The organism is Sinimarinibacterium thermocellulolyticum (assembly GCF_040327995.1).
GTDB lineage: Bacteria > Pseudomonadota > Gammaproteobacteria > Nevskiales > Nevskiaceae > Solimonas > Solimonas thermocellulolyticum.
The window spans coordinates 50,116-63,452 of record NZ_JBEPIJ010000002.1 but is presented as its reverse complement, the minus strand read 5'-3'; the positions used below and the strand labels follow the sequence as shown (position 1 = coordinate 63,452).

General features: G+C 68.8%; 10 protein-coding genes. 2 read left to right on the top strand and 8 right to left on the bottom strand.

What is annotated here, in order from left to right; all coding sequences use genetic code 11:
- Positions 1 to 20: 20 nt before the first annotated feature.
- Complete coding sequence (locus tag ABSH63_RS02130) at positions 21 to 1,943, bottom strand: PrkA family serine protein kinase (RefSeq protein ID WP_352887007.1); 1,923 nt, start codon at positions 1,941 to 1,943, stop codon at positions 21 to 23.
- A gap of 234 nt (positions 1,944 to 2,177) precedes the next feature.
- Here ABSH63_RS02130 and xth point away from each other — a divergent pair, with 234 nt between their 5' ends.
- Both xth and ABSH63_RS02120 read left to right on the top strand, forming a co-directional pair.
- Positions 2,178 to 2,957 (top strand): exodeoxyribonuclease III, encoded by a 780-nt coding sequence (xth, locus tag ABSH63_RS02125; protein ID WP_352887005.1) that lies wholly within the window; start codon positions 2,178 to 2,180, stop codon positions 2,955 to 2,957.
- 86 nt (positions 2,958 to 3,043) lie between these two features.
- Positions 3,044 to 4,030, top strand: coding sequence for a hypothetical protein (locus ABSH63_RS02120; RefSeq protein ID WP_352887003.1), 987 nt, complete (start codon positions 3,044 to 3,046; stop codon positions 4,028 to 4,030).
- Positions 4,031 to 4,043: 13 nt separating this feature from the next.
- Here ABSH63_RS02120 and ggt read toward each other — a convergent pair whose 3' ends face one another.
- From ggt to ABSH63_RS02085, 7 genes are read right to left on the bottom strand one after another with little or no spacing between them, the layout of a single operon-like run.
- Positions 4,044 to 5,726, bottom strand: coding sequence for a gamma-glutamyltransferase (ggt, locus tag ABSH63_RS02115; protein WP_352887000.1), 1,683 nt, complete (start codon positions 5,724 to 5,726; stop codon positions 4,044 to 4,046).
- Positions 5,723 to 6,004 (bottom strand): YfhL family 4Fe-4S dicluster ferredoxin, encoded by a 282-nt coding sequence (locus tag ABSH63_RS02110; protein ID WP_352886997.1) that lies wholly within the window; start codon positions 6,002 to 6,004, stop codon positions 5,723 to 5,725. The genes ggt and ABSH63_RS02110 overlap by 4 nt, the downstream gene beginning before the upstream one ends.
- A gap of 13 nt (positions 6,005 to 6,017) precedes the next feature.
- Positions 6,018 to 6,500, bottom strand: coding sequence for a pantetheine-phosphate adenylyltransferase (gene coaD / locus ABSH63_RS02105; protein WP_352886995.1), 483 nt, complete (start codon positions 6,498 to 6,500; stop codon positions 6,018 to 6,020).
- A gap of 58 nt (positions 6,501 to 6,558) precedes the next feature.
- Complete coding sequence (gene rsmD / locus ABSH63_RS02100; RefSeq protein WP_352886993.1) at positions 6,559 to 7,128, bottom strand: 16S rRNA (guanine(966)-N(2))-methyltransferase RsmD; 570 nt, start codon at positions 7,126 to 7,128, stop codon at positions 6,559 to 6,561.
- A 31-nt stretch (positions 7,129 to 7,159) separates the two neighbouring features.
- Positions 7,160 to 8,602, bottom strand: coding sequence for a metalloprotease TldD (tldD, locus tag ABSH63_RS02095; RefSeq protein WP_352886991.1), 1,443 nt, complete (start codon positions 8,600 to 8,602; stop codon positions 7,160 to 7,162).
- Between the two features lie 15 nt (positions 8,603 to 8,617).
- The gene (locus ABSH63_RS02090) at positions 8,618 to 9,442 is read right to left on the bottom strand and encodes a carbon-nitrogen hydrolase family protein (protein WP_352886988.1); all 825 of its coding nucleotides are present in this window, start codon (positions 9,440 to 9,442) and stop codon (positions 8,618 to 8,620) included.
- A gap of 4 nt (positions 9,443 to 9,446) precedes the next feature.
- On the bottom strand, positions 9,447 to 13,253 hold the full coding sequence (locus ABSH63_RS02085) for a YhdP family protein (protein ID WP_352886986.1): 3,807 nt from the start codon (positions 13,251 to 13,253) through the stop codon (positions 9,447 to 9,449).
- Positions 13,254 to 13,337 lie beyond the last annotated feature (84 nt).

The window sequence follows — 13,337 nt, the reverse complement described above, 5'->3', positions numbered from 1 at the left end:
AGGGGTCGGGCCTTCACGTTTCACGAGCTTTTCCTCACGCGCAGATACCACTCCGATAGCAGACGTACCTGCTTTTCCGTATAGCCCTTGGCGACCATGCGGCCGACGAAGTTCTCGTGCTTCTTCTGGTCCTCCGCCGAAGCCTTGGCGTTGAACGAGATCACCGGCAGCAGCTCCTCGGTCGAGGAGAACATCTTCTTCTCGATGACCTCGCGCAGCTTCTCGTAGCTGGTCCAGTGCGGATTCTTGCCGCCACTTTGCGCGCGCGCACGCAGCACGAAGTTGACGATCTCGTTGCGAAAGTCCTTGGGGTTGGCGATGCCGGCGGGCTTCTCGATCTTCTCCAGCTCGGCGTTGAGCGCGGCGCGGTCGAAGGATTCGCCGGTCTCCGGGTCGCGGTAGTCCTCGTCCTGGATCCAGTAGTCGGCGAAGGTGACGTAGCGGTCGAAGATATTCTGGCCGTACTCGCCATAGGATTCGAGGTAGGCGGTCTGGATCTCCTTGCCGATGAACTCGGCGTAGCGCGGCGCCAGCCAGGCCTTGATGAATTCGAGATAGCGGCGCTGTTTTTCCTCCGGCAGATGCTCGCGCAGGATGCGCTGTTCGAGCACATACATCAGGTGCACGGGGTTGGCCGCGACCTCGGTCTGATCGTAGTTGAACGTGGCCGACAGCACCTTGTAGGCGAAGCGCGTCGACATGCCGTCCATGCCCTCGTCGACACCGGCGTAGTCCCGATACTCTTGCAGCGACTTGGCGGCAGGATCGGTGTCCTTGAGGTTTTCGCCGTCGTAAACGCGCATCTTCGCGTAGATGCTGGAGTTCTCCGGCTCCTTGAGGCGCGTCAGCACCGACCACTGCGCCATCATCTCGAGCGTGCCGGGCGCACAAGGCGCCGAGGCCAGCGAGCTGTTGCGCAGCAGCTTCTCGTAAATCTTCACCTCCTCGGACACCTGCAGGCAGTACGGCACCTTGACGATGTAGACGCGGTCGAGGAAGGCCTCGTTGTGCTTGTTGTTGCGAAAGCTCTGCCACTCCGCCTCGTTGGAGTGCGCGAGCACGATGCCGTTGAACGGAATCGCCGAGAACCCCTCGGTGCCCTTGAAGTTGCCTTCCTGCGTGGCGGTCAGCAGCGGATGCAACATCTTGATCGGTGCCTTGAACATCTCGACGAATTCGAGCAGGCCCTGGTTGGCCAGGCACAGACCGCCGGAGTAACTGTAGGCGTCCGGATCGTCCTGGGCGAATTTCTCCAGCTTGCGGATGTCGACCTTGCCGACCAGCGAGGAAATGTCCTGGTTGTTCTCGTCGCCGGGCTCGGTCTTGGTGATCGCCACCTGCCGCAACACCGAGGGTTGCACACGCACGACCTTGAAACGGGTGATGTCGCCGTCGAACTCGGCGAGGCGCTTGATCGCCCACGGCGAGGCGATGCCGCTGAGGTAGCGCTTGGGAATGCCGTACTCCTTCTGAAGCGCGGCGCCGTCGCGCTCCGGGTGGAACAGACCGAGCGGCGATTCGTTGATCGGCGAGCCCTTGAGTGCATAGATCGGATGCACTTCCATCAAGGACTTGAGCCGCTCGGCGATGGAGGATTTGCCACCGCCGACCGGCCCGAGCAGATACAGGATCTGCTTTTTCTCCTCCAGGCCCTGCGCGGCGTGCTTGAAGTAGGCGACGATCTGCGCGATCACCTCCTCCATGCCGTAGAACTCGCGGAAGGCCGGATAGCGCCGGATCACGCGGTTGGAGAAGATGCGCGACAGGCGCGGATCGTTGCGCGTGTCCACGATCTCGGGCTCGCCGATGGCGGCCAACATACGCTCGGCCGGCGTCGCATAGGCCATCGGCTCGCGCTTGCACAGCTCGAGGTAATCGAACAGCGACATCTCCTCGTCGCGCGCCTTGAGATAGTGACTGCGGAAATTCTCCAGAACACTCATCAAAGATCTCCGTTGCACCCGCGACGGCGGCCTTCAGGTTACGCCTATTGACGGCCGTCTGACATCCCGCATGCATCGATCGCGCGACCGAGCGCCGACGCATGCGGGCCTAACATCAAATGACCATGCAATTTCCGCGCAGTTTCGCGCCGTCGAGGACGGCAGGTCGCCGCGGCGCGACCGGCGGCGTCCACAGCGGCTATGCTGCGGCGCCAACTTTTCGAATCCGACACGATGAAGATCGCGACCTGGAACGTGAACTCGCTGCGCGTGCGCCTGCCGCAGCTGCTCGACTGGCTCGCCGCCTGCCCGGTCGACGTCATCGGCATACAGGAAACCAAGCTGGTCGACGAGGCCTTCCCGCACGCCGAACTCGCGGCGGCCGGCTATCACGCGGTGCACAACGGACAAAAGACCTACAACGGCGTCGCGCTGCTGTCGCGGCTGCCGATCACCGACGTCGTCCGCGACCTGCCCGGCTTTGCGGACGAGCAGCGTCGCGTGATCGCCGGCACCGTCGACGGCGTGCGCGTGATCAACGTCTACGTCGTCAATGGCCAGGCCGTCGGCAGCGACAAGTACCACTATAAGCTGCGCTTTCTCGAGGCACTGCGACGATACGTCGCCGAGGAGCTGAGCCGCTACCCGGAACTCGCCGTGGTCGGCGATTTCAACATCGCGCCGGCGCCGGAGGACACCCATGACCCCGCCGCCTGGGAGGGGCAGATCCTGTGTTCCGAGGCCGAGCGCGACGGTCTGCGCGCGCTGCTCGCGCTCGGCCTCAAGGACGGTTTCCGGCTGTTCGAGCAGCCGCCGCAGAGCTTCTCGTGGTGGGACTACCGGCAGGCGGCTTTCCGCCGCAACATGGGCCTGCGCATCGACCACGTGCTGCTGTCGCCGCCGCTGGCCGCGCGCTGCGTGCAATGCTGGATCGACACCGCGCCGCGGCGCCTGGAGCGGCCATCCGATCATGCTCCGGTGGTCGCGGAACTGGTCGCGTCAAGCGCGAAATGAGCAGCGGTTCACTGTTCAGGCCGGCTTGCGCGGGTCTAACATCGAACCCGGTCACATCACGACGATGATGCGCCGGAGGCAGGCCGATGAGCGCACAGCGGCGCAATCACTACGACGTCACCAACACCGTACGCATCTCGCATCCCGCGGACGTCGAAGCGGCCGTGTGCCGGCTCCTGGCCGAGCTGTACCCCGACCTGAATCCGGCGCCGCTGCATCAGGCCTTCGATACCTTCGGCCGGCTCTATGCCGGCACGCTGCCCGGCTATGCCGGCTGCGACACCTGGTATCACGACGCCCAGCACAGCCTCGACTGCACGCTGGCGATGGTGCGGCTCGTCGACGGCCACGAGCGCAGCGTGCCAGCCGCGAGCCGGCTCGGACCGCGCCGCGCGGTGCTCGGCCTGATCATCGCCCTGTTCCACGACGCCGGATACATTCGGCGCAAAGGCGACACGGCCGCCAACGGCGCCGAGTACACGCTCACCCACGTGCACCGCAGCGGCGAATTCCTGGCGTGGTTCCTGCCGACCGTGGGCTTCGCCGCCGAGGCCAGCCTGGCGCGACGCGTCGTGCATTTCACCGGCTACGAGATCGCGCTCGACCAGATCCCGGTCACACACCGCAAGGATCGCCTGCTCGGCTTCCTGCTCGGCAGCGCCGACGTGCTGGCGCAGACCGCCGATCGCTGCTATCTCGAAAAATGCCGTGACTTCCTGTACCGCGAGTTCGTGCTCTGCGGACTCGCCGGCGATGGCCACAAGGCCGTCTACCGCTCGGCCGAGGATTTACTGGCCAAGACCGCCGAGTTCAACCGCCGGCTCTGGGCAGAACGGCTCGATGGCTATTTCGGCGGCGTGCACCGCTTCCTCGACGCCCACTTCGGCGGGCCGAATCCCTACGTCGCGACGATTCGCGCACATCTTGCGCGCATCGAAGCGCTCAGCCGCCAGAACCGCTACGGCGAGCTGCGGCGCCGGCCGCAGCCGATCAACGCCGAGCGCCTGCGCCGCATTCTTGCGCGCAGCGTGCGCGGCCGCGCCACGGGGCGCGGCCAGCGCCTCGCCGCGTAGCCGGCACTGCGATTCAGTCGTGTAGGCGAACCTGCGCCGCGCCGACGCCGCGCGGATCGCTGGCGGCCTCGAGCGTGCCGGCACGCACGTCCCAGCTCACGACCTGCAGGTTGCCCCAGGGCTCGAGCACCGTGAGACCGTGGCCGAGCGCCCGTAACTCGGCCTGCCGCTGCGCGTCGGCGTAACCGGCTTCGAGCTGGACGATGTCCGGCAGATATTGGTGATGCAGGCGCGGTCGCGCAACGAGGGTCTGCGCGTCGGCGCCACCGATCCAAGCGAGGATGCCCTGGATCACCATCGTGATGATGCGGCTGCCGCCGGGGGTGCCGATCAGCAAAAGTCCGCGCGGCCCCTCGACGAAGCTTGGCGTCATCGACGACAGCGGCCGCTTGTGCGGCGCGATCGCATTCGCCGCGGTGCCGACCAGACCGTAGGCGTTGGGCGCGCCGACTTGGACGGCGAAGTCGTCCATCTCGTCATTGAACAGCACGCCGGTGCCGGGGGCCATATAGCCCGAGCCGAAGGGCAGGTTGATCGACAGCGTGGCCGCGACGCGGTTGCCGTCGGCATCGAGCACCGACACGTGGGTGGTGTCGCTGCCCTCCGACGTCGGCAGCGCCGGCGGCAGACTGCTGCTCGGCGTCGCGCGTCGCGCGTCGATGCTCGCGGCGAGCCGCACGGCGTGGCTGCGCCCGGTCAGTTGGGCCAGGGGCATCGAAACGAAATCCGGGTCGCCGAGCCAGAACGCGCGGTCGCGGTAGGCGCGGCGCAGCGTCTCGACGAACAGATGCTGGCTACGGAGGCTGCCGTCGTCCTGCCAGCCGAGCACTTCGAGCTGATGAAACACCTGGGCCATCGCCACGCCCCCCGCCGACGGCGGCGGACTGGTGACGATGCGGCAATCGCGGAAGTAGGCGATCAGCGGCTCGCGCTCGACCACGGCATAGCGGCGCAGATCGGTCGCGGTCCAGATACCGCCGGCCTGCTGCGCGGCGCGCAGCAGGCGCTGCGCGACCTCGCCGTCGTAGAAGCCGGCGTGTCCGTCCCGGGCGAGCCGTTCGAGGGTCCAGGCCAGATCGACCTGGCGCAGCCGCTCGCCTTCGCCAAGAGGCCGGCCCTGCGGCGCGAACACGGCCGGCGCCGCACCCGACAGCCGCGGCAGATGCCGTTCGATCGCCTCCGCGAGCTTGCGGTCGATCGCAAATCCGTCGCGTGCGTAGGCGATCGCCGGCGCCAGCAGCTCGGCCAGCGGCTTGCTGCCGTATTCGCGCGCGATGTGGACCAGTGCCGCCGGCTCGCCCGGAATGGCCGCGGCGAGCGCGCCATCGCGCGAGCGCAGCGGATCGGCTTGGCCGTTTGCACCCAGATACATGTCGGCATGCGCCGCAGCCGGCGCGGTCTCGCGGCCGTCGACGAAGACCTCGAAGCCGTCACGGGCGCGGTGCAGCAGCCAGAAGCCGCCGCCGCCGATGCCCGAGCCGGTGGGCTCGACCACGGCCAGCGCGGCGCTCGCGGCAACCGCGGCGTCAAACGCATTGCCGCCGTCGTCGAGCACCTGCATGCACGTCTGCGTCGCCAGCGGATGCGCGGTCGCACAGGCGTGGCCGGGCGGCGCGGCGCTCTGCGCCGAAGACAACAGCAATAGTCCGCAGATGAACGCGGATACACGCAGAGGAAAGTTCGTATTTGAATTCATCCGCGTTCATCCGCGTTCGTCTGCGGACCGACAACATTCACCAGCCGCCGGTATTTCTCCATCAACTGCTCACGGGTTTCCGCGTGCTCGGGATCGAGCGGAATGCAGTCGACCGGGCACACCGTCTGGCACTGCGGCTTGTCGAAGTGGCCGACACATTCGGTGCACAGATCCGGGTCGATCTCGTAGATCTCCACGCCCTGGTAGATGGCGTGGTTGGGGCACACCGGCTCGCAGACATCGCAGTTGATGCACTCGTGCGTGATCTTCAGCGCCATGCCGCCCGGACCGTCATTTCAGACCGATGCGCGCGCGCAGCGCCGGAATCACCGCCGCCGGCACCAGTTTCTCGACCGGCGCACCCAGCGCCGCGAGCTCGCGCACCAGCGACGACGACAGATGCGCGTACGCCGGCGACGGCGCCAGCATCACGGTGTCGAGGGCCGGATACAGATCGCGGTTCATCACCGCCATCTGTTTTTCATAGTCGACGTCGCCGACCGTGCGCACGCCGCGCACGAGCACGGTCACGCCGTTGTCGCGCGCAAAATCGACGACCAGCCCGGAAAAACCCTTCACTTCGACGTTTGGCAGTGCCTTGACCACCTCGCGGATCAGCGCAACGCGCTCGTCGAGATCGAAACGCGGATTCTTCGCTGGATTCAGACCCACCGCGACGATCAGGCGCGGAAACATCGCGGATGCGCGCTGGATGATGTCGAAGTGGCCGAAGGTGATCGGATCGAAGGTGCCGCTGTAAGCCGCGGTGACCATGTCTTGCTTCCTGTTCGCCGTGGGATCGAGGGAAGCGGCCACTATACGCGCCCGATCCTCAGCCGCGCGCGGCGGGATGGTGATAAATGGCCAGGCCGTAACCCACCTGGCCGGCGCGCTTCTCACGCAGCCACTCGAAACGCTCCGGCAGCACCGGCTTGTCCGCACCCCATTCGAGGAAGATGCGGTTGTGCGGATGTAGCACCTTGGGCAGCTCGCAGAGCGCACGCACGAGCAGGTCCGATTCGAACGGCGGATCGAGGAACACCACGTGATAGCGATGCCAGGTCTGCTGCAGGAAGTAGATCGCGTCCATGGCCACGACGTCGGCATGCTGCGCCTTGAGGTTCAGCAGCGCGTCCTTGACGCGCGCGCACTGGCGCGGCCCCTGCTCGACGAAGGTGCAGTGCGCGGCGCCGCGCGACAGCGCCTCGATACCGAGCGCGCCGCTGCCGGCGAACAGATCGAGGCAGCGCGCGCCCTCGATCAACGGCGCCAGCCAGTCGAAGCAGGTCTGACGGACACGATCGGGCGTCGCGCGCACGCCGTCCGCGGCATCGAACTCGATCAGGCGCGAACGCCACTGACCGCCGATGACCCTCAAGCATCCTTGTGCCCGCGTTGCCATGCGCCCGACTTTAGCGATGACGGCGGCAGCGTCAACCGCTGGTGCCGCCGACGGTGAGCCCGTCGATCCTCAAGGTTGGCTGGCCGACCCCCACCGGCACGCTCTGACCGTCCTTGCCGCAGACGCCGATACCGGCATCGAGCTTCAGATCGTTGCCGACCATCGACACGCGCGTCAGCACCTCGGGGCCGTTGCCGATCAGCGTCGCGCCCTTCACCGGCCGCGTGATCCTACCGTTCTCGATCAGGTAGGCCTCGGACGCGGAGAACACGAAGTTGCCACTGGTGATGTCGACCTGGCCGCCGCCGAAGTTCGCCGCGTAGATACCCTTGTCCACCGAGGCGATGATCTCCTGCGGATCGTGCGCACCCGGCAGCATGTAGGTGTTGGTCATGCGCGGCATCGGCAGCGCGGCGTAGGACTCGCGGCGGCCGTTGCCGGTCGGTGCGGTCTTCATCAGCCGCGCATTGAGCTTGTCCTGCATGTAGCCGCGCAGCACGCCGTTCTCGATCAGGGTCGTGCATTGCGATGGCGTGCCCTCGTCATCGACGGTGAGCGATCCGCGCCGTCCCGGCAGCGTGCCGTCGTCGACCACCGTGCACAGCGGCGACGCCACCGTCTGGCCGATGCGCCCGGAGAACGCCGAGGACCCGCGCCGATTGAAGTCGCCTTCCAGACCATGACCGACCGCCTCGTGCAACAGCACGCCGGGCCAGCCCGGTCCGAGCACGACGGTCAGCGTACCGGCCGGCGCCGGCACCGCGTCGAGCTGGACCAGCGCCATGCGCACGGCCTCCCGTGCGAGCTGTTCGGGCCGCTCGCCGCCGAGAAAGTCGAGGTAGGCGCCGCGGCCACCGGCGCCGGCGTGGCCCTGCTCGCGGCGCCCCTGGTGTTCGACGATGACGCTGACGTCCATGCGTACCAGCGGGCGCACGTCGGCGCTGCGCGTGCCGTCGCTCGCGGCGATCAGCACGGTCTCGGCGCGCGCGGCCAAGGAGACCGTCACCTGCACGACGCGCGCATCGGCGGCGCGCGCGGCGCGATCGGCGCGCCGCAGCAGCTCGAGCTTGGTCGGCACTGCCAGCGTCTGCACCGGATCGAGCGCGGGATACAGCGCGCGCACGGTCTTGCTCGTGGCGGCGCGTACGCAGCCTTGCTGGCCGTGGCGCACGATCGCACCGGCCGCCTGCGCGGCGTCGATCAGCGCCGGCAGTTCAAGTGCATCGGAATACGCCAGACCCTGCTTCTCGCCGGCGCAGGCGCGCACGCCGACGCCCCGCTCCGCATGGTTCGCCCCGGACTTGACGATGCCGTCCTCCAGCGTCCAGGTCTCGGTCATTGACTGCTGGAAGTACAGATCGGCGGCGTCGACCCCAGGCTTCATCAGCCGGTCGAGCACGCGCTCGATCGCGACGCCGTCGAGTTGCGCGGGATCGAGCAGGGTCTTGCGGGCGATGTCGAGCGTGTCGGTCATGATGCGGGTAGCGGCTCAGGATAGGCGGCGGTGGTCGAGGACGGGAAAACGGCGGCGCGTCGCGTCGCGCGCGGCGGCATCGACGTCGGCGACGACGATGCCGGGGGCGTCGCCGGCATCACCGAGCACGCGTCCCCAGGGGTCGATGATGCAGCTATGTCCCCAGGTGCGGCGGCCGCCGCCATGCGTGCCGCATTGATTGGACGCGAGCACGTGGCAGAGGTTCTCGACCGCGCGTGCGCGCAGGAGTATCTCCCAATGGGCCTCGCCGGTGCGCGCGGTGAATGCCGAAGGCACGCAGAGCAGCTCGGCACCTTGCGCGAGCAGCCGCCGATACAACTCGGGGAAGCGCAGGTCATAGCACACCGACAGGCCGAGCCGCCCCAAGGGCGTGTCGACCACGACCGGCACCGGCGCGCCGGGCGCGATCGTCGCGGACTCGCGGTAGCGCTCGCCGCTGCCGTCGGGGACTTCGATGTCGAACAGATGAATCTTGTCGTAGCGCGCGACCCGCTCGCCGCGCGCGTTCCACACGCCGCAGGCGGCAAAGACACGTCCCGCCTCGCCGGGGACCGCGAGCGGAATCGTGCCGCCGACGATCCATAGCGACAACGTGCGCGCCTGCGTGGCGAGAAAATCCTGGATCGGCCCGCTGCCGTCGACCTCGGCCAGCGCCAGCTTGTCGGTCTCGCGAGTGCCCATGCAGGCGAAGTTTTCCGGCAGCACTGCGAGCCGCGCGCCGGCCGCGGCCGCGGCGCGCAACCAGTGCGCAGCCTGCGCGAGGTTGGCATCGCGGTCGGCGCCGGCGTTCATCTGAATCACTGCGGCCTGCATGCTCATCGACTCACCTCGCCGTGGCGGCCGGTCTGCTGCCGGCGTCGATACGCTCGATGCGCGGATTGTCCCAGGAACCGCTGATGCGGTAGCTGAATTGGGTGACCTGGTCCAGCGGCTTGTCGAGCAGCTCTTGCGCGAGCAGCACTAGCGCCCCGACCGCGGGTCCGCCGAGCAGCACGGCACCGAGGGTCACGCCGGACGATACATCCGGATAGACGGTCACGCGCTGGTCGTAGTCGCGCGCGAGCAGACCGACGCTGCCGCGCACGTCCATGCTCAGCGAGGTGCCGTCGACGCGCAGGTTCTGCGTCGTCGCCTTGCCGTCGGCGAGCGTGAACGCACCGCTGATGCGGTCGAAGGCCAGGCCCTCGCCGACCACGTCGTCGAAGTTCAGCGCGAGCCGGCGCGGCAGCGTGTAGAAGTTCAGCAGAGCCAGCGCGCGGCTCGCACCGGGCTTGACCGCGCTGAGCTGACCGTTACGAAAGTCCAGTTCGATCTCACCCTCGGCCAGTTCCCAGCGCAGACCCTGCTCGCGCGGCGCCCACGACAGCAGCGAGCTCACCGTGGCCGACTCGGCCTTGACGTTGGGCGCGTAACCCAGGGCGACCAGCACGCGGTCGGCGTATCCGGTGCGTAGCTCGAATTGCAGCCGTGCGAAGGAGCGGCCATCGGTGCGACGCCAACTGCCGTCGGCCGCGAGCTCGGCATCGCCGCCGACCAAGCGTAGGCTGCGAATCGCCTGGCCGCCGTCGATGCGCTGCGTGACCAGCTCGCCGCGCCCGAGCCGCGTCTGGCCCAGGCGCAATGCATCGGCGGTCAGGTCCAGCGTCGGCAGCGCCGTTGGATCGACCGGCCCATGGCGTGCGTCCTCGTCACCCGCTTCGGCACCCGGCAGGTGCAGCGTCTCGACGTTCAGGTGCTGCAGCCGTGCGACCAGCCGTCCGCCGTCCTGCCGCAGCCAGCGCAACTCGCCGCGCGCGCCGGCACCGTCGAGGTCGACGCGCCAGCCCTCGTCCTGCGGCGCGTAGATCAGACGCGTCGCGCCGATCGTGGTGCGCCCCCAGCGCAGGCGGCCGGCGGCGATGTCGGCGCCGTCGATGCGCAGGCGCGCGTCGGCGGTCGTCGCAGCCCCGTCGGCAAAGGCCTGCGGCGCCGCCGGCGGTGCGAACAGCTGCGCCCAGGCGGCGAGATCGAGCTCGTCGATGCTCCCGTCGATGTCGACACGCCCGGGACGCGCGAGCGGCGTCTCGTCGGCGCCGAGGCGCAGGTGCAGGCCGTCAACCGCTCGCGCCTCGGCCCCGCGCAGCAAAAGGTCCATCGCTGCACGCGTGCCGTAGTGCAGGCCGACACGTGTCGCGCCCATGTCGGCGCCGCCGATGCGCAAGCGCAGCGTCTCGGCCTCGTCTGCGGCCTTGGCCAGCGGCGGCGGCAGCGTGATCGCCGTGCCGCGCAGGTCCGACTGCAGCGTCAGCGCGGCGTCGGCACGCAGCGGCAGCTCGGCGTGCCAGTCGCTGGCGCCGTCGAGGTGTTGCCGCACGAAGCCTGGGATGAAGCGCGACATGCCTTCGTCCCCGACCTGTGGCGCGAAGCGCCACGCGGCGTGAATGACGCCGGCGGTACCCGGCCACGCATCGATGCGCAGATCCAGCGGCACGCCGGCGAAGCGTGCGCGCAGGTTCTCGGCGGTGACGCCTTGACGGTTGAACGCGATCGCACCGGACAGCGCCTCGATCGGCGGCTCGAGGTCGGCATAACGCAGGCTCGCGCCATCGACGACGACGCGGCCCGCGACGGCGGTGGCGGCGACCTCGCGCAGCGGGATGTCGAGGTGCAGCGACACGCGAGCCTCACCCTGCACCTGCGTGCGCTCGAGCAGCGCCGCCAGTGGCCGGCGCAGCGGCGAGGCGCGCAAGAAGGCGTAGTGCCCGGGCAGCGTGCCATCGATCTGGACATCCACATCGAGCCGGCGCGCGTCGAAATCGTCGATGCGCACCGTGCCCTCGTTCACGTGACTGTCGAGCGAGCGCGCGGCCAGCACCTCGGCGCGCAGGCCATTGCCGCTGAACAACAGGCGCGTGCGCAGATCGTCGATGCGCGGCCAGTCGGGGGCGTAGTCGAGCGTGGCGTCGGCGACTTCAAGTTCCAGCGACCATTCCCCCGTCGGACGGCTCTCGTACGGAAAGTCGGACAGCGGTCCACGGATGCGCAGATCCCCGTGCGGCACGCGCGCGGCGACGATGCCGCGCCGCAGCCAGTTCTTCAAGCTGTCGGGCCAATGCCGAGGCATGTACGGCAGTGCATCGAGCGCGTCGCCCGCGGTCAGGGTCGCGGCCAGATCGATGCGCGGCTTGTCGTCGCGCGGAAATTGCAGCTCGACGCGTCCGCTCGCGCTGATACTCGCCAGACGCAGCGCGAAGCCGTCGCTGTACACGCGCCAGCCCGCGGCGGTGCGGGCCCAGCCGAGATCGCCGACGAGCCGGTCGAGCGGCACCTCGGGGTCCATGGTCTGCGGCAGCGACAGCGTGACCGGCCCCTCGGCGAGACGCAAGCTGCCGCCGTTCTCGTCGGCGCTGATCTCGCCGTCGAGTCCGCGCAGCTCGAAGCCGTGCTGCGAGCGCAGCGCCAGATCGCGCAGGCGCGCGCGCACGGCAAAGCGCGGCGCGTCCGCGCCCTCGCGGTAGCGCAACACCAGGCCTTCGACCTCGCCGCCGCTGCCGGCGAGGAGCTGCAGCGCCACCGGTGCGTCACGCCAGACGCCGCCCCATGGCGCCAGCCGTGTCAGTTCGAGCCGATCGGCATCGACGTCCCAGGCCCAGCCGTCGTCGAGACGGTCCATGCGCAGGCTGCCGCGCAACAGGATCTGGTCGTCGAAGCGCAGCTCGGCGACATCCACGCGCCAGCCCTGAGGGTTGCGCAGCAGGTCGATGACGGCGGTCGTGGCGCTGGCGCTCGACAGCACGCCGGCGCGCGCGAGCGCCAGACCGCCCGAGCCGAGTTCGACCCGCACGCGGCTGGCGACCCCGCCGCGAATCTCGCCGCTGACACGGCCGTCGAGGTTGGCGGAAAGAACCTGTACGCCCGGCAATAGCCACGGCCGCAGCCAGCCCTGCGGCTGCAGATCGTCGAAGCGCAGCTCGAAGGTCCCCGCCCATTCGTCCCGCGGGGCGAGGAGCGTCTCGATCTCACCCTCGAGCGTCACCGTGCCCCCTTTGTCGGCCGGCAGGCGCAAGCCCGCCTCGAAAACCGCACCAGTGCCGACGCGGTCGATACGCGCCTCGGTCAAGTACAGATGAGTGGGCGCCTCGCCGAGCCGGGGGTGTGCGATGCGCAGCTCGCAGTTCTCCAGTTCCACGCGGTCGAAACGGTCCAGTCCCTGCCACCAGGGCTCGGCGGCGGGACGTGCCTCGGCATCGAAGCCGGCGATGCGCCACTGCCCGTGGGCGTCACCCTCGATTGAGACGCGCAGGCCCGACAGCCCGAGCCGCGACGGCAGCCACTCGCCGCGCAGCAGGCGACGCAGGGCAAAGCCCAGACTCAGCCGCTCGACGCTGATCTGCGAGGCGCCGTCGTCGCTGTACAGGGTGATGCCGGACAGCTCGACGCGTGGCGCCAGACCGCGCCATGACAGGCTCACACCGCCGATCTGCACCGGCCGGCCGGTGGCCTCGCCGACCCAGACGGCGAGATCCTCGCGGTAGCTGGGTACGGCGAGCACGGCGAGCTGGAACGCGCCGCTGGCCACCGCGCCGAGCACCACGGCAGCCGCGGTCAGCGAGACCGCCCAGGTCCACCAGCGGCGCTTGGTCCGTTCCATGCGTCGTTCGCTTCGTCCTCGTCGGCGCTTGAGAAAGGCCTATTGTCGCGCCCGCGGCTGAATCCGGCCAAACCGGCCACGCAG